Consider the following 14,615-nt stretch of genomic DNA (forward strand, 5'->3'; position numbering starts at 1 on the left):
GCAAATGGCGGAATGGCGTCAAGTCCCCGGTAACCCGGGATTTAATCGCGGGTCCCTAGCCGCCGATCCCGGTTTCCGCCGGCGGCGGCGCGTTGACGTGGCTCCAGATCGCGCTGACCACGACCGACCCTTCGCCGACGCTGGAGGCGACGCGCTTGACCGAACCGGAGCGGACATCGCCCACCGCGAAGATGCCCGGGCAGGATGTGGCAAAGCTGCTGCCTCCGCCGACCTCGCGGCCGGTCCGGACGAAGCCCGCGCGGTCGAGTTCGACAAGGCCCGACAGCCAGCCGGTGTTCGGCGCGGCGCCGATCATGATGAACAGGGCTCGGCAGCCGACGGTCCACTCGCCGTCGGGGCCGGCGACCGTGACCGCTTCGAGGTGATCGTTGCCGTCGAGCCCCGCAAGCCGGCTGCCGGTGTGGATCTCGATCCGCGGGTCCGCTTCCAGCCGCTCGCGCAGATAGGCGCTCATCGTCTCGGCAAGGCCCGCGCCGCGCACCAGCACGTGCACCTTCCGCGCCACCCGCGACAGGTACATGGCGGCTTGGCCCGCGCTGTTGCCGCCGCCCACCACGATCGCCTCGGTATTCTGGCAGAAGCGCGCTTCCATCTCGGTCGCGGCATAGTAGATGCCGGCGCCTTCGAAGCTCTCCAGCCGCTCGATCGGCAGGCGGCGATACTGGACCCCGGTCGCCACCAGCACCGCGCTGGTGCACAACTCCTCGCCATCGTCGAGCGTGACGCAAAAGCCGCCGTCGCGCTGCTCCAGCGCCTCGACCCGGCGCGGCATGGCGAAGCAGGTGCCGAACTTCATCGCCTGGATCTGGCCGCGGAACGTCAGGTCGGCGCCCGAAATGCCGGTCGGGAAGCCCATGTAATTCTCGATCCGGCTGCTGGTCCCCGCCTGCCCGCCGATCGCATTATCCTCGACCACCAGCGCCCTCAGGCCTTCGGATCCGGCATAGACGGCGGCGGCGACCCCGGCCGGCCCCGCCCCGACGATGATGAGGTCGAGCGATTCGCCCGGCCGGGCCTTGAGGTCGAGCCCGAAGTGGCGGGCGACCAGCCGCGGGGTTGGCTCGGCCAGCTCGATGCCATTGATGCTGACCCCCGGCGCTCCCTCGGCGAGCTCGCGGAACGGCAGGCGGTTGCGGCTGAGGAAGCTGGCGACCCTGGCAATGGCGGGATCGTGCGCGGACCCCGACACGATGATGCTGCTGTCGCCTTCCTCGAAGATCCGGCGGCGGCGGGCGGCGAAGACGGTGAGGATGTGGTCGCCGATCTCCGGCACGTCGCTCATCAGCCGCAGCATGGCGGCACGCGGGACTTCGATCGTGCGGGTCTCGACCGCAGCCCGCATGGTCAGCGTCATCGGTCCGCCGTTGAGGAACGCCAATTCGCCCATGAACTGGCCAGGACCGAGCGACGCGTCGCGAAATCGCTCCCCGGTGATCGGATCGGCGACCTCGATCTCGCCTTCCTCGACCAGCACGAAGCGATCCTGTGGTGCGCCGGCATCGAGGACGACCTCCCCGGCGCGATAGCTGCGAGCGGTCGCATGGGCCCGGATCGCCGCCATCTGGTCGTCCGCGAACGGGCGCGGGGCCATGGTCTCGAGATCGTCGCCGATTGAATCCATCGGTGCAATGTAATGGTCCGGGCGGCTTGCGCCAGCACTCGATCCAACATCGGAACGCAACGCTTCGTCGGTTCAGCGAAAAAGCTTCGCGGGCCGCTGCATCCGCCGCTCAACGCCGTGCGTAGTTAATTTCCGTTAACCAATCGTTCACCCGTGCCGAACGTCACGGTGCCGAGAAAGGACTGTCCATGCGAAACGCCTGTGCCGCTTCCCTGTTGATCGCCGCATCGCTCGCCGCCGCCCCCGCTTCGGCGGAAACGGTGGTCGGACTGACCGGTGCGGGGACCATCGTGACCTTCGATTCGGCCACTCCCGGCACGATCACCTCGACCAGCACCATCACCGGGCTCGGCACGGGCGTGTCGCTGCGCGGCATCGACTATCGTCCCAACGACGGCCAGCTTTACGCGCTCGGCACCAACGGCAACCTGTACCGGCTGACCGCCAGCGGCGGCACCTACACGGCAACCAACCTCGGCGCGCTGACGACCGCCCCCGATGGCAGCTCATTCGGCTTCGACTTCAATCCGACCGTGGATCGCATCCGCGTCACCAGCGACACCAACCAGAACCTGCGGGTCAACCAGACCGTGACACCGCCGGCGGTGACGGTGGACGGCGTGCTGACGCTGAACGGCACCAGCAACATCGACCTGATCGGCGCCGCCTACACCAACAGCGTGTTCGGAGCGACCACCACCACGCTCTACGGCCTCGACGCCTTCACTGACGCCTTGGTCCGGTCGACCAATGCCAACGCCGGGACCTACGTCAACACCAACCTCAATGGCGGCCTGTTCGGGCCGCTCGGCGTGTCGTTCTCCACCGCCGACCTGCTCGGGTTCGACATTTCGGGCGCGACCGGGGCCGGCTTCTTCAATCTCAATGACGGCTTCTACAGCGTCGACTTCAATACCGGCGCGGCGACCCGCATCGGGACCATCGGCGCGGGAAGCCTGATCGGCATCTCGGTTGCTCCGGTTCCCGAGCCCGGCACCTGGGCGATGATGCTGCTCGGCTTTGCGGTCGTCGGTGCGTCCCTGCGCCGCCGCCGCTCCGCCACGGCCAGGCTTGCGCTTCAGGCCTAACCGGCCCGGCCAAAGGTAGCGAACCCGCAGGTCCGTCCCCCTGCACCTGCGGGTTCGCTCATCGGCCTTTGGTCACGAACTCCGGCGACATCATTCGCCGACGCTCCGGGCCTCCGGCGTCACTCCCACTCGATCGTGCCAGGCGGCTTCGAGGTGTAATCGTAGACCACCCGGTTGATGCCCCCCACCTCGTTGACGATGCGGGTCGCGACCCGGCTCAGGAACTCAGAACTGAACGGATAGACGTCGGCGGTCATGCCATCGACGCTGGTCACCGCGCGCAGGGCGCAGACGCTGTCGTAAGTACGCGCATCGCCCATCACGCCGACGGTGCGGACCGGCAGCAACACCGCAAAGGCCTGCCAGATCGCGTCGTACAGCCCGGCGCTCCGGATCTCCTCGAGGTAGATCGAGTCCGCCTTGCGCAGGATGTCGCACTTCTCCCTAGTGACTTCGCCCGGGATACGGATGGCGAGGCCCGGCCCCGGGAAGGGATGGCGGCCGACGAACGCCGGTGGCAGGCCCAGTTCGACCCCGAGTTCGCGCACCTCGTCCTTGAACAGTTCGCGCAAGGGCTCGACCAGCTTCATGTTCATCCGCTCGGGCAGCCCGCCGACATTGTGGTGGCTCTTGATCGTCACCGACGGCCCGCCGGTGAAGCTGACGCTTTCTATAACGTCCGGGTAGAGCGTCCCCTGGGCCAGGAAATCGGCCCCACCGATCTTGGCCGCCTCCGCCTCGAACACCTCGATGAAGGTCTTGCCGATGAACTTGCGCTTCGCCTCGGGATCGGTGAGGCCGGCCAGCCCCGAAAGGAACAGCTCCTCGGCGCGCACATGGACCAGCGGGATGTTGTAATGCCCGCGGAACAGCGAGACGACCTGGTCGGCTTCCGCCGTGCGCATCAGGCCGTGGTCGACGAACACGCAGGTCAATTGCTCGCCGATCGCTTCGTGGATCAGGACCGCGGCGACCGCGCTGTCGACCCCGCCCGACAGCCCGCAAATGACCCGGCCGGAGCCGACCTGGGCGCGGATGTCGGCAATCTTCTGGTCGCGATAGGCGGCCATCGACCATTCGCCCGAGCAGCCGCAGATATGCCGCGCGAAGTTCGCCAGCAGCTTTCCGCCGTCGGGGGTGTGGACCACCTCGGGGTGGAACATCAGGCTGTAGCGGCGGCGCTCCTCGTCGGTGGCGATCGCAAACGGCGCGCCTTCGGAGGCGGCGACCACCGAAAAACCCTCGGCAAGGCTTTCGACCCGGTCGCCGTGGCTCATCCACACCTGGTGCCGCTCACCTACCTCCCACAGGCCGTCGAACAAGGCTGACGGTGCCAATACCTCAATGAAGGCGCGCCCGAATTCCTTCTGATCGGACGTGACGACCTTGCCGCCCAGTTGCTGATGCAAGGTCTGCTGGCCGTAGCAGATACCGAGCAGGGGCAGGCCGCTGTCGAACAGCGCCTGGGGCGCGCGCGGGCTGTCCTCCCAGGTTACCGACGACGGGCCGCCCGAAAAGATGATGCCTTTGGGGGAGAGGCGCTCAAAGGCTTCCTCGGCCGCGTTGAACGGGGCAATCTCGCAATAGACCCCGGCCTCGCGGATGCGGCGGGCGATGAGCTGGGTCACCTGGCTGCCGAAGTCGATGATGAGCAGGGTTTCGGCCGGTTGCATGGGGCGGCTTGGCTCCGTTCGCGGGACATAGGAAAAGGCGCCGAAGCCCTATGGCTCCGGCGCCCTCCTGTCCACCGCGGCGGACGGGTCAGCGGTTAGGCGCGGCTGACCTTGAGGTCGGTGATCCGCCCGCTGCGATCGAACTTGCAGTCGAAGCGGAAGTTGCCGCGGACCTGGTTATAACCGCCGTAGGGCTGATTGTAGCCACCGTAAGGCTGGTTGTAGCCGCCGTAATAGGGCTGGCCGTAATTGCCCTGGTAGGCGGCATTGGTCGCCAGGCCGTAGACCCGCATGTTGCCGTTGCGGGTACGGTTCACTCGGTCGATCTGGGCGACGCGATACACCGTGCCCTGATTATAGGCGTAAGGATTGTATCCGCCATACTGGTTGCCGCCGGCGTAGCGACCATTGAGACGCTGTTCGGTTGCCGCAGCGCACTGCTGGACCGCGACGCGCTCCTGGTCGTAAGTGTTGACGCCGTAATACTGGTTGTAGCCATACGGATTCTGGCCACGCAGGATCGAGTTCAGCACCGCGCCGGTGATCACGTCACCAAGCCCGCCGCCGCCGTAGCCGCCGTAACCGGGATAATATTGCGCTGCGGCCGGGGCCGCCGCACCGATCGAGATCGCCGCAACCGCGGCCGCACCCGTCAGGATCTTTGAAACAGCCTTCATGGCCACTGCCTCCTATTTTCATTCCAAGCGGTTCTTCGCCTGTTGCAACGCTTTTGAACGATTCGCGCTGCATCATCTCTGAATGGGCCGTTTGCCGCGGTTCACTTTTCTTACCGCCGGCCGTCGCGCTTCCCGGAAATCCGGGAAAAATCTTCGTGCACTTTTTTTGTCTGCGCGATTGACAAAGCAAAAAAGTTCGTTCCGCTTCCGCTCTTCGTCGGAACCTCTCTCCGTTGCCACGTGTTTTTACGATCAAACGGAGTCATGAAAAATGAAACGCCTAGCAACCTTGGCGGCAGCCATTGCCGTCGCGGTGGCGACCCCTTGCGCCGCCGCTTCTTCGTCCTCGCTCGGGCCAGACGAAAGCCCGGCCGCATTGATGGCAGCTTCCGCCGCAGTGGCCGCCGCGCGCGACCATGCCGAACCGGTGATCGCCGCAAAGCCGCTCAAGCCGGGCGGTTTCTGGTGGGCCGCCGGTGCCCCGACCGACGGCAATGTCGAAGTGGTGATCAGCCTCGAGGACCAGCACGCCTATGTGTATCGCGCTGGTGAGCTGATCGGGGTGTCGACCATCTCCAGCGGCAAGCCGGGCAAGGACACGCCCCCGGGCATCTTTCCGATCCTCGAGAAGAAGCGGATGCATCACAGCCGCAAGTACGACAACGCGCCCATGCCCTTCATGCAGCGCCTCGACCAATATGGCATCGCGCTGCACGCCGGTGCCAATCCGGGCCGCCCGGCCAGCCACGGCTGCGTCCGCCTGCCGTCGGCGTTCGCCGCCAAGCTGTTCGCGATGACCCAGGTCGGCGACCGGGTGGTGATCGGCTGACGACTTCGGTCGGCGAGGGTGCTCCCCTGCCCTCGCCGACCGACCGTCTGACCCTTACTTGATCGCCAGTCCCGTGAACCGCGCCATGAACGCGGTGACGTCGCTGGCTTCCTCGATGATCTTGTCGGTCGGCTTGCCCGAACCGTGGCCGGCGCGGGTTTCGATCCGGATCAGCTGCGGAGCGCCGGTCGGGTGCGCATGCTGCAGCGCTGCGACATACTTGAAGCTGTGCCCCGGAACGACGCGATCGTCGGTGTCGGCGGTGGTGACCAGGATCGCCGGATAACCGACGTTCGCCTTGACGTTGTGGTAGGGCGAATAGGCCAGCAGGGTGCGGAAATCGGCTTCCTTATTGGGGTAGCCATAATCGTCGACCCAGTAGCGCCCCGCGGTGAAGCGGTCGAAGCGCAGCATGTCCATCACGCCCACCGCCGGATTGACCGCGGCGAACAGGTCGGGGCGCTGGTTGACCACCGCGCCGATCAGCAGGCCGCCGTTGGAGCCGCCCTGCACCGCGAGACCGCCCTTGGGTGTGATGCCCTGCGCGATCAGCGCCTCGCCCGCGCCGATGAAGTCGTCGAACACATTCTGCTTGTTCGCCAGGCGCCCGGCATCGTGCCACGCCTTGCCATATTCGCCGCCGCCACGGATGTTGGCGAGGACGTAGGCGCCGCCCTGCTCCAGCCATGCCAGGCGGGTCGCCGAGAAGCTTGGCGTCAGCGAGACGTTGAACCCGCCATAGGCATAGAGCAACGTCGGCGCCGGCCCGGTCAGGCCCTTCTTGCGGACGATGAACATCGGCACCCGGGTTCCGTCCTTGGACGCGAAGAAGCGCTGCTCGACGGTGAAGTCGTCGGGATTGAACAGCAGCTTGGGGCTGAACCAGGCAGTGCTTGCGTTGGACCTGACGTCATAGCGATAGACGGTGGTCGGCCGGTTGAAGCTGGTGAACGCGAAAAAGGTTTCGGGATCGTCGAGGTCGCCCGAAAAGCCGCCGGCGGTACCCAGGCCCGGAAGCTCGATCACCCGCTCGCGCGCACCCGTCAGGCTGTGCACCCGCACTTCGGTCGCGGCATCCTTGAGGTAGGAAGTGATGAGCTTGCCGCCGACCAGGCTCGACCCGCTCAGCGTTTCGGCCTGTTCGGGCACGATGGTCCGCTTGTTGGCGCGGGGGGCATTGACGTCGATCGCGACGACCTTGAGCCGCGGCGCGCCGTCGTTGGTCTGGAAGTAATAGGTCGATCCGCGATTGCCGATGTAGCTGTAATCGTGGGTGAAGCCCGGGATCAGCACGCGGCGGGTCGGCTTGGCCTTCTGCCAGTCGACCAGGGTCACCTCGTAGCGCTCGTCGGTGCCGCTCGACGAGGTGACGACCAGGGTCGACCCGTCGTCGCTGACGGTCGCCGTGTTGCTGAGTTCGGGCTTGTCCGGCCGGTCGAACATCAGCCGGTCGGCGCTCTGAGCGGTGCCGAGGCGGTGGTAGTAGACCGCCTGGTTCTTGTTCAGCGACTGGAAGTCCTGCCCTTCGCGGCTCTCGGGGAAACGCGAATAAAAGAAGCCGCGATTGTCCTTGGACCAGCTCAGGCCGGAGAATTTCACCCACTTGATCTCGTCCGCGACGACCTTGCCGGTGGCGACGTCGAGCACCTTGAGCGTGCGCCAGTCCGATCCGCCGTCCTGGATCGCGTAGAGCAGGTAGCGGCCATCCTCGCTGGGCACCCATTCGGCCAGCGCGGTGGCGCCGTCGGTGCTGAAGGTGTTGGGATCGATCAGCAGCCGCTCGGGCCCGTTGACGCTGTCGCGCACGTACAGCGGCGACTGGTTCTGAAGGCCCGCGTTCCGCTGGTAGAAATAGCGGGTGCCCTTCTTGGTCGGGGTCCCGACGCGCTCGTAATTGTAGAGCTCGGTCATCCTCTTCTTGAGGATGTCCCGCCCCGGCAGCGTGTCGAGGAAGGCGTCGGTCACCTTGTTCTGTTCGGCCACCCAGGTCGCAACCGCCGGGTCCTTGCGAACGTCATTCTCCAGCCAGCGATAGGGGTCGGCGACCGCGGTCCCGAACTGGGTTTCGACCACGTCGCCGCGGGTGGTCTGCGGATAGGTCAGCGAGGCCTGAGCCGGAGCCGCCTCGACGACGGCCGGAGCCTCGGCCTGCGGCGGCGCGGGGAGCGGTCCGGCGGGCGGGGTGGTCGAGCAGGCGGCGATCGGAAGCGTCATCAGAATCAAGCTCTTGCGCATGGGGGACCTTCAGGACGAAAACGAGATGACGCCTTGCTAGCAGGGCACATGGGAGAGGCAAGCCGGGCCTTAGCCGCTGGCGGCTTGCCTCTCGCCCCAAACCGTCGCATCCCGATGGGCATGACCCTCGTCAACACCGACTTCCACGCCGCCGCCGAGGCCGAGTTCGAAGCCATGGTCGCGCTCCGCCGCGCGATCCATGCCGATCCCGAGATCGGCCTCCATTGCACCCGCACCAGCGCGAAGTTGAAGGCCTCGCTCGAAGGCCTGCCGCTCGAGATACGCGACTCGAAGAGCACCAGTGGCTTCGTCGCCATCCTTCGCGGCGCCCGCGCGGGCCGTACCGTTCTGCTGCGCGGCGACATGGACGCGCTTCCCATACACGAGGAAACCGGGCTCGACTTCGCCAGCAAGACGGCGGGCCACATGCACGCCTGCGGCCACGACACCCACTCGGCGATGCTGTCGACCGCCGCGCGCATCCTCAGCGCGCAGCAGGCGAGCCTCGAGGGCACGGTCGTCTTCATGTTCCAGCCCGGCGAGGAAGGCTTTCACGGCGCCCGCTTCATGATCGAGGACGGGCTGCTCGACGATCCAGCGCCCGACGGGGCCTTCGCGCTGCACATCTGGCCGACGCTTAAGGGTGGCCAAGTGACCAGCCGCGCGGGCGCGCTGCTTGCGTCCACCGATGCCCTCAACGCCACCATCCGTGGCCGCGGTGGCCATGCCGCAATGCCCTACCAGGCGGTCGACCCGATCCCGGTCGCCTGCGAAGCGGTCGGCGCCCTGCAGCAGTGGATCGCCCGGGCGGTCCCCTTCTTCGATGCGGCGGTGATCTCGATCACCCAGATCCAGGCAGGCACCGCCTACAACATCATCCCGGAGACGGTGGAGTTGAAGGGGACATTGCGCACCCTTTCCGACATGCGCCGCGACGCCGGACGCACCGCCTTCGAGCATATCCTGAAGAGCGTCGCCGCGACCCACGGCTGCACCGCCGAGGTCCGCATCGACCATGGCTACCCAGCCACCCGCAACGATCCGCGCGCGGTGACCATGGTCGAGGCGCTCAGCACCGACCTGTTCGGCGAAGGCAGCTTCGAGGAGATGGGCAGCCCGATCATGGGCGGCGAAGATTTCGCTTATGTCCTGCAGAAGATCCCGGGCTGCATGGCCTTTCTCGGCGTCGCGCCGGAGGGTCACAAGGATCCCGAGAGCCGCCCCTCACTCCACCACGCGCAGATGACGCTGGAGGAACAGTGGCTAAGCCGCGGGGTCGCGCTGCATTGCGCCTTCGCGACCCGCTTCCTGGCACGCGGCTGGGAGTAAGCCATGCGCGAACTAACGCTCCGCGGGATCCTGCTCGGCGCGGTCCTGACCCTGCTGTTCACGGCCGCCAACGTCTATCTCGGGCTCAAGATCGGCCTGACCTTTGCGACCAGCATCCCGGCCGCGGTGATCTCGATGGCGGTGCTGAAGGCGTTTCGCGACACCACCATTCAGGAAAACAACATCGTCCAGACCATCGCCTCGGCGGCGGGCACGCTGAGCGCGATCATCTTCGTCCTGCCGGGCCTGGTGATGATCGGCTGGTGGACGGGCTTCCCCTATTGGCTGTCGGTCGCGGTGATCGCGATAGGCGGCGTGCTGGGCGTCATGTATTCGGTGCCCCTGCGCCGCGCCCTCGTAACGGGTAGCGACCTTCCCTACCCGGAAGGTGTGGCGGCCGCCGAAGTGCTCAAGGTCGGCGCGGGAGTCGGCGGCGCGGAGGAGAACCGCAAGGGGCTCGGCGCGATCATCCTCTCGTCGCTGGTCAGCGCTGGTTACGCCCTCGCCACCCAGTTGAAGCTGGTCACCGCCGAGGCCGCGCGGACCGTCTCGGTCGGGGCCGGCGGCACCACCTTGTCAGGCAGCCTCAGCCTCGCGCTGATCGGTGTCGGTCACCTCGTCGGGCTCGGCGTCGGAATCGCGATGGTGGTCGGGCTGGTGATCAGCTGGGGCGTGCTGGTGCCGTGGCTCACCGCCCTCACCCCCGCCGCGGCCGGGGTCGAGCTTGGCGACCATGTCGGCGCGATCTTTCGCTCTGAAGTGCGGTTCATCGGCGCCGGGACCATCGGCGTCGCGGCGATCTGGACCCTGCTCAAGATCCTGCCCGCGATTGGACGCGGTATTTCCGGGGCGCTCGCCGCCAGCCGGCAGCGTGAAGGCGGGGGACAGGAAAGCCTGCCGCTGACCGAACGCGACATCCCGATCAAGCTGATCGGTATCTCGATTTTGCTGCTGATGCTGCCGATTGCCGGACTGCTGGCCTATTTCGTCAGCGGCACCGACCTCCACACTCACGTCGCCGCGCTGATCGGCTTCAGCCTCGCCTACATCCTCGTCGCCGGAATCATCATCGCCTCGGTCTGCGGTTACATGGCGGGCCTGATCGGCGCGTCGAACAGTCCGATCTCCGGCGTCGGGATCCTTGCCGTGCTGGGCATCAGCCTGATCCTCGCCGCCCTGTTCGGGGGCGACCTGACGCCCCAAATGACCCAGACGCTGGTCGCCTTTGCGCTGTTCGTGACCGCGGTGGTGTTCGGCATCGCCACCATCTCCAACGACAATCTGCAGGACCTCAAGACCGGTCAGCTGGTCGGCGCGACGCCGTGGCGGCAGCAGGTCGCGCTGGTGCTGGGCGTGCTGTTCGGCGCGCTGGTCATCCCGCCGATCCTCGACCTGCTGAACGGCGCCTTCGGTTTCCAGGGCGCGCCGGGCGCGGGCGAAAACGCACTTGCTGCGCCGCAGGCCGCACTCATCTCCGCCATCGCGCAGGGTGTGCTGGGCGGAAACCTGCGCTGGGACCTGATCGGCATCGGTGCCGGCATCGGCGCGGTGGTGATCGTCATCGACGAACTGCTCCGCCGCACCGGCAAGCGCAGCCTGCCCCCGCTCGCGGTCGGCATGGGCATCTACCTGCCGATGGCGCTGACCCTGCTGATCCCGATCGGCGCGCTGCTCGGCCACCTCTACAATCGCTGGGCCGAGCGCTCCGGCAATTATGAGGTCAAGGAGCGGCTCGGCGTGCTGATGGCAACCGGCCTGATCGTCGGCGAAAGCCTGTTCGGCGTCGCCTTCGCCGGCGCGGTGGCGGCGACCGACGACGACACGCCGCTCAGCCTGTTCCCCGACGGGTTCGAGCCGAGCGTCCTCCTCAGCATCGCGGCCTTCGTGTCGGCCGTGCTGTTCCTCTACCATTCCACCCGGCGCAGCGCCGCGACCCTTCCTACGGTGCCGAGCGAGCCGGGCATTCCCGACGAAGCGACCTATCGATGACCCCCAAATATCTCGGCCAGAACACGGGCCTCCCCGCCTCTCCTGAAGAAGCAGCGCTCGATTACGTGCCCAACCCGCGGGCCGGCAGCCTCTACCTCGTTCGCTTCGCCGCGCCCGAGTTCACCTCGCTCTGCCCGGTCACCGGGCAGCCCGATTTCGCGCATCTCGTGCTCGATTATGCGCCGGGCGAAACCATCGTCGAATCGAAGAGCCTCAAACTGTTCCTCGGCTCGTTCCGCAACCATTGCGGCTTCCACGAGGATGTGACGGTCGGAATCGGCCAGCGGCTGTTCGACGAGATGAAGCCCAGGTGGCTGCGGATCGGCGGCTACTGGTATCCGCGCGGCGGCATTCCGATCGACGTCTTCTGGCAGTCGGGTGCGCCGCCGGAGGGCCTTTGGGTGCCGGATCAGGGCGTTGCGAGCTATCGCGGGAGAGGATGATGGACGCGCTGGTTTCGGTCTCCTGGCTGGCGGCGAGCAAGGGCGCTGCCGACGTCGTGGTGCTCGATGCCAGCTGGCACCTGCCCGATGCCAGGCGTGACGCCCGTGCCGACTTCGCCCGCCGTCATATTCCGGGCGCCCGCTTCTTCGACATCGCCGCGCTGGCCGACACCTCCGCCACCAGCCCGCACATGCTGCCTCCAGCCGGCGAATTCGCTGCGGCGATGGAGGCACTTGGTGTCGGCTCCGACGACCGAATCGTGATCTACGACGACAGCGCCATCCATACCTCCGCCCGCGCCTGGTTCACCCTCCGTCATTTCGGCGCAGAGCGGGTTGCGATCCTCGATGGCGGGCTCAACTGCTGGATCGCGGAAGGCCAGCCTGTCAGTGCCGAGCCGCCGACCGCGCGCCCTGCCCGGTTCGAGGCTCGCGTTCCCCGTCCCGAGGCCGTGGTCAGCAAGGGCGACCTGCTGCGCGGAACAGGCATGACCATCGCCGACGCGCGCTCGCCCGAGCGTTTCGCCGGCACCGGTCCCGAGCCCCGTCCGGGCCTCGAGCCCGGCCACATACCGGGATCCCGCAACCTACCAATGAGCGCGCTCTACGACGCCGACGGCCGCTTCCGCCCGCCGCACGAACTTCGCCAGTTGTTTGTCCAGCACGGAATCGACCCCGAGCGGCCGTTCGTCGCCAGCTGCGGGTCGGGAGTGACGGCCAACAGCCTGATCTTCGCCGCCCACCTTCTCGGCAACCGCGATTCCCGGCTTTACGATGGAAGCTGGAGTGAATGGGGCGCCGATCCGTTGACGCCGAAGGAACGCGGCTAGCGGGTCAGGCCCGGCCCGCGAATAGGGCTTCGATACCGGCAAGGTCACGGCGCAGCGTTTCGCCCAGCACCTGCAGCGCCGCCGGATGGGTGGTCTCGCCCGCGCCGTCGGCGCCGATCAGCGCCTCGATACCGGCTGCGGCCGCGCCTGCTGCCCCGATCGCACGCTGGTCTGCGCAAGCCTGTTGCGCTGGCGAGGCAAGCGGAAGCAGCGCCTCGAAGGTGATGTCGTCGAGATCACGCTTAGGCCGGCCCTCGAACATCTCGACCAGGCCAAGCGCCTTGCGGACACTGCGCAGACGATTGACCGCATCGGCATAAGGCGCCGCCTGGCCGGTTTGTTCGGGCTGGAAATGGATCATGCGACTCGAAGTAAAGCCGCATGGTTGAGAAGAGGTGAATCCCGCTCGACCCTAGGTCAGGCCGGGCTGGCCTCCAGGTCGCGCAGGATCCAGCCGCGCTGCGGAATGGTTTCGATGAACTCGGCCCCGCCGCTCGACATGCGCAATTTCTTGCGCAGCTTGGAGATGAAGACGTCGATGATCTTGGGCTGCGGCTGGTCGTCGGCCCGGCGATAGAGATGCTTCAGCAGCATCGTGCGGGTCACCACGTTGTTGCGTGCGAAAGCCAGCAATTCGAGCACGCGATATTCCATCTCGGTGATCGCGATCGGGTGACCGTCGATGCGAATCAGGCGCTGGACCTGGTCGACCGCCATCCGCCCGCCGCACAGGGTCGGCGGAAGCTCGGAGCCCTGCGCCTTGAGGCTTGCGAGGAGCTTGGAAGCGACATCGTCGGCATCGTCGCGCGCACCGAGATTGACCGGCGCGCCGATCAGCTGCTGCTGAAGCTCGGACACCATGGCGTGCGCCTCGTCGGCGAACTTGGTCCCTTCCTCGAAGCGCTTGCGCGACTTCTCCAGCAAAGCCTCGACCTCGACCAGCCGGGCGGAAATCGTATCGTCTGCCATTCGTCCCCCGTCCCTATCGTCTTGCTTACGGCGTCTGCACCGACGCGGTCTGCCCGTCACCGGCCGGCGCGGACAGGATGGTCTGCGTCAGCGCACCCTTGTCGACCACCGCCGTGTCGGGGCTTCCAGCCACCGAGCGGGCGCCCAGCGCGGCGCGATCGGCACCGGCCTTTTCAAGCAGGCCGGTTTCGCTCGACGAGCGCGGCGCGGGGCCGCCGAACAGTGCCTGGACCGCCTGGGTCTGGGCGCCCTCGGCGGTCAGGCTGGCGGTGCCCGGACGCGGCGGCGTCAAGCTGTAGTCGGGCGGGATCACCAACGGCGCGTTGCGGGCGACACGGAATTCGTCGAGCTTGGTGCCGCCACTCCCGCCGCCGCCAAACAGGGCGCAGCCGGACAGGGCAAGGCCCGTCCCGAGGATGGTGAGTAGGGAAAGCTGCTTACGCATTGTCAGGCTCTTTCGTCATCGAAGGCTTGGGCTCGCGGACCAGGAAGGCGCGCAATATCAGGATCACGACGCCGATGCTAATGCATGCGTCGGCGACATTGAAGACCAGGAACGGACGAAACTCGCCGATGTGAAGGTCGAGGAAGTCGAATACGTATCCAAGGCGGGCGCGGTCGACGATGTTGCCGAGCGCCCCGCCCAGCACGAGGCCGAGCGCCAGCTGGTCGCCGCGCTGCTCCTCGCGGGTCAGCCACCAGGCCACCACCCCGGCGATCACCGCGGTCATCGCCACCAGCAGCCAGCGCGCATTCTCCGACCCCGCGGTCAGCAGGCCGAGCGAGATGCCGCGATTGTGGACCCGGGTAAGGTCGAAGAACGGCAGCAGGTGGATGTTCTGCCCCAATTCGGTCAGGCCGAGCGGCCCCGCCACCAGCCACTTGGTGAACTGGTCGAGGACGAACATCGC

The 14,615-nt window shown here is 66.9% G+C and carries 14 protein-coding genes; 6 read left to right on the plus strand and 8 right to left on the minus strand.

Annotation, left to right across the window (positions count from 1 at the left end; all coding sequences use genetic code 11):
• Positions 1-55 precede the first annotated feature (55 nt).
• Positions 56-1,642, minus strand: a complete 1,587-nt coding sequence (locus GGQ97_RS00710) for an FAD-dependent oxidoreductase (protein ID WP_168067186.1) — start codon at positions 1,640-1,642, stop codon at positions 56-58.
• A gap of 188 nt (positions 1,643-1,830) precedes the next feature.
• Between GGQ97_RS00710 and GGQ97_RS00715 the strand changes: the two genes are divergently transcribed.
• Complete coding sequence (locus tag GGQ97_RS00715) at positions 1,831-2,730, plus strand: DUF4394 domain-containing protein (protein ID WP_168070570.1); 900 nt, start codon at positions 1,831-1,833, stop codon at positions 2,728-2,730.
• A 119-nt stretch (positions 2,731-2,849) separates the two neighbouring features.
• Here GGQ97_RS00715 and guaA read toward each other — a convergent pair whose 3' ends face one another.
• Together guaA and GGQ97_RS00725 are read right to left on the minus strand one after the other, a co-directional pair.
• Complete coding sequence (guaA, locus tag GGQ97_RS00720; RefSeq protein WP_168067187.1) at positions 2,850-4,403, minus strand: glutamine-hydrolyzing GMP synthase; 1,554 nt, start codon at positions 4,401-4,403, stop codon at positions 2,850-2,852.
• A 95-nt stretch (positions 4,404-4,498) separates the two neighbouring features.
• Positions 4,499-5,080 carry a hypothetical protein gene (locus GGQ97_RS00725; RefSeq protein WP_168067046.1) on the minus strand — a complete coding sequence of 194 codons (582 nt, stop codon included), beginning with the start codon at positions 5,078-5,080 and terminating at the stop codon, positions 4,499-4,501.
• Positions 5,081-5,351: 271 nt separating this feature from the next.
• Here GGQ97_RS00725 and GGQ97_RS00730 point away from each other — a divergent pair, with 271 nt between their 5' ends.
• A complete protein-coding gene (locus tag GGQ97_RS00730; protein WP_245197777.1) occupies positions 5,352-5,909 on the plus strand; it encodes a L,D-transpeptidase family protein in 558 nt (185 codons plus the stop codon).
• Positions 5,910-5,963: 54 nt separating this feature from the next.
• On the opposite strand, the gene GGQ97_RS00735 is transcribed toward GGQ97_RS00730, so the two are convergent.
• Positions 5,964-8,123, minus strand: a complete 2,160-nt coding sequence (locus GGQ97_RS00735; protein WP_245197779.1) for a prolyl oligopeptidase family serine peptidase — start codon at positions 8,121-8,123, stop codon at positions 5,964-5,966.
• A gap of 141 nt (positions 8,124-8,264) precedes the next feature.
• Here GGQ97_RS00735 and GGQ97_RS00740 point away from each other — a divergent pair, with 141 nt between their 5' ends.
• Genes GGQ97_RS00740 through GGQ97_RS00755 form a run of 4 tightly spaced genes read left to right on the plus strand, consistent with a single transcriptional unit; the run spans position 8,265 to position 12,735 of the window.
• Positions 8,265-9,473, plus strand: coding sequence for a M20 metallopeptidase family protein (locus tag GGQ97_RS00740; protein ID WP_168067189.1), 1,209 nt, complete (start codon positions 8,265-8,267; stop codon positions 9,471-9,473).
• Between the two features lie 3 nt (positions 9,474-9,476).
• On the plus strand, positions 9,477-11,462 hold the full coding sequence (locus tag GGQ97_RS00745; RefSeq protein ID WP_168067190.1) for an OPT family oligopeptide transporter: 1,986 nt from the start codon (positions 9,477-9,479) through the stop codon (positions 11,460-11,462).
• Positions 11,459-11,905, plus strand: coding sequence for a preQ(1) synthase (queF, locus tag GGQ97_RS00750; protein WP_168067191.1), 447 nt, complete (start codon positions 11,459-11,461; stop codon positions 11,903-11,905). The genes GGQ97_RS00745 and queF overlap by 4 nt, the downstream gene beginning before the upstream one ends.
• Positions 11,905-12,735 (plus strand): sulfurtransferase, encoded by an 831-nt coding sequence (locus tag GGQ97_RS00755; protein ID WP_168067192.1) that lies wholly within the window; start codon positions 11,905-11,907, stop codon positions 12,733-12,735. Before queF ends, GGQ97_RS00755 begins: the two co-directional genes overlap by 1 nt.
• A 4-nt stretch (positions 12,736-12,739) precedes the next feature.
• Here the strand turns inward: GGQ97_RS00755 and GGQ97_RS00760 are convergent, their stop codons facing one another.
• The 4 genes from GGQ97_RS00760 to lspA are packed head-to-tail and all read right to left on the minus strand — an operon-like array spanning position 12,740 to position 14,612.
• A complete protein-coding gene (locus GGQ97_RS00760; protein WP_168067193.1) occupies positions 12,740-13,096 on the minus strand; it encodes a hypothetical protein in 357 nt (118 codons plus the stop codon).
• A gap of 56 nt (positions 13,097-13,152) precedes the next feature.
• The gene (locus GGQ97_RS00765) at positions 13,153-13,704 is read right to left on the minus strand and encodes a winged helix-turn-helix domain-containing protein (RefSeq protein ID WP_168067194.1); all 552 of its coding nucleotides are present in this window, start codon (positions 13,702-13,704) and stop codon (positions 13,153-13,155) included.
• A gap of 25 nt (positions 13,705-13,729) precedes the next feature.
• Positions 13,730-14,149, minus strand: coding sequence for a DUF3035 domain-containing protein (locus GGQ97_RS00770; RefSeq protein WP_168067195.1), 420 nt, complete (start codon positions 14,147-14,149; stop codon positions 13,730-13,732).
• Positions 14,142-14,612 carry a signal peptidase II gene (gene lspA / locus GGQ97_RS00775; protein WP_168070574.1) on the minus strand — a complete coding sequence of 157 codons (471 nt, stop codon included), beginning with the start codon at positions 14,610-14,612 and terminating at the stop codon, positions 14,142-14,144. Before lspA ends, GGQ97_RS00770 begins: the two co-directional genes overlap by 8 nt.
• Between the last annotated feature and the right edge of the window lie 3 nt (positions 14,613-14,615).

It is taken from the genome of Sphingomonas kaistensis (genome assembly GCF_011927725.1).
Classification (GTDB): domain Bacteria; phylum Pseudomonadota; class Alphaproteobacteria; order Sphingomonadales; family Sphingomonadaceae; genus Sphingomicrobium; species Sphingomicrobium kaistense.

What these genes read in the sequence shown, in the direction of transcription:
- GGQ97_RS00755 (WP_168067192.1), top strand. Translation starts at nt 11,905, where the DNA reads ATGGACGCGCTGGTTTCGGTCTCCTGGCTGGCGGCGAGCAAGGGCGCT.
- queF (WP_168067191.1), top strand. Translation starts at nt 11,459, where the DNA reads ATGACCCCCAAATATCTCGGCCAGAACACGGGCCTCCCCGCCTCTCCT.
- guaA (WP_168067187.1), bottom strand. Translation starts at nt 4,403, where the DNA reads ATGCAACCGGCCGAAACCCTGCTCATCATCGACTTCGGCAGCCAGGTG.
- GGQ97_RS00745 (WP_168067190.1), top strand. Translation starts at nt 9,477, where the DNA reads ATGCGCGAACTAACGCTCCGCGGGATCCTGCTCGGCGCGGTCCTGACC.
- GGQ97_RS00740 (WP_168067189.1), top strand. Translation starts at nt 8,265, where the DNA reads ATGACCCTCGTCAACACCGACTTCCACGCCGCCGCCGAGGCCGAGTTC.
- GGQ97_RS00770 (WP_168067195.1), bottom strand. Translation starts at nt 14,149, where the DNA reads ATGCGTAAGCAGCTTTCCCTACTCACCATCCTCGGGACGGGCCTTGCC.
- GGQ97_RS00710 (WP_168067186.1), bottom strand. Translation starts at nt 1,642, where the DNA reads ATGGATTCAATCGGCGACGATCTCGAGACCATGGCCCCGCGCCCGTTC.
- GGQ97_RS00765 (WP_168067194.1), bottom strand. Translation starts at nt 13,704, where the DNA reads ATGGCAGACGATACGATTTCCGCCCGGCTGGTCGAGGTCGAGGCTTTG.
- lspA (WP_168070574.1), bottom strand. Translation starts at nt 14,612, where the DNA reads ATGTTCGTCCTCGACCAGTTCACCAAGTGGCTGGTGGCGGGGCCGCTC.
- GGQ97_RS00760 (WP_168067193.1), bottom strand. Translation starts at nt 13,096, where the DNA reads ATGATCCATTTCCAGCCCGAACAAACCGGCCAGGCGGCGCCTTATGCC.
- GGQ97_RS00730 (WP_245197777.1), top strand. Translation starts at nt 5,352, where the DNA reads ATGAAACGCCTAGCAACCTTGGCGGCAGCCATTGCCGTCGCGGTGGCG.
- GGQ97_RS00725 (WP_168067046.1), bottom strand. Translation starts at nt 5,080, where the DNA reads ATGAAGGCTGTTTCAAAGATCCTGACGGGTGCGGCCGCGGTTGCGGCG.
- GGQ97_RS00735 (WP_245197779.1), bottom strand. Translation starts at nt 8,123, where the DNA reads ATGACGCTTCCGATCGCCGCCTGCTCGACCACCCCGCCCGCCGGACCG.
- GGQ97_RS00715 (WP_168070570.1), top strand. Translation starts at nt 1,831, where the DNA reads ATGCGAAACGCCTGTGCCGCTTCCCTGTTGATCGCCGCATCGCTCGCC.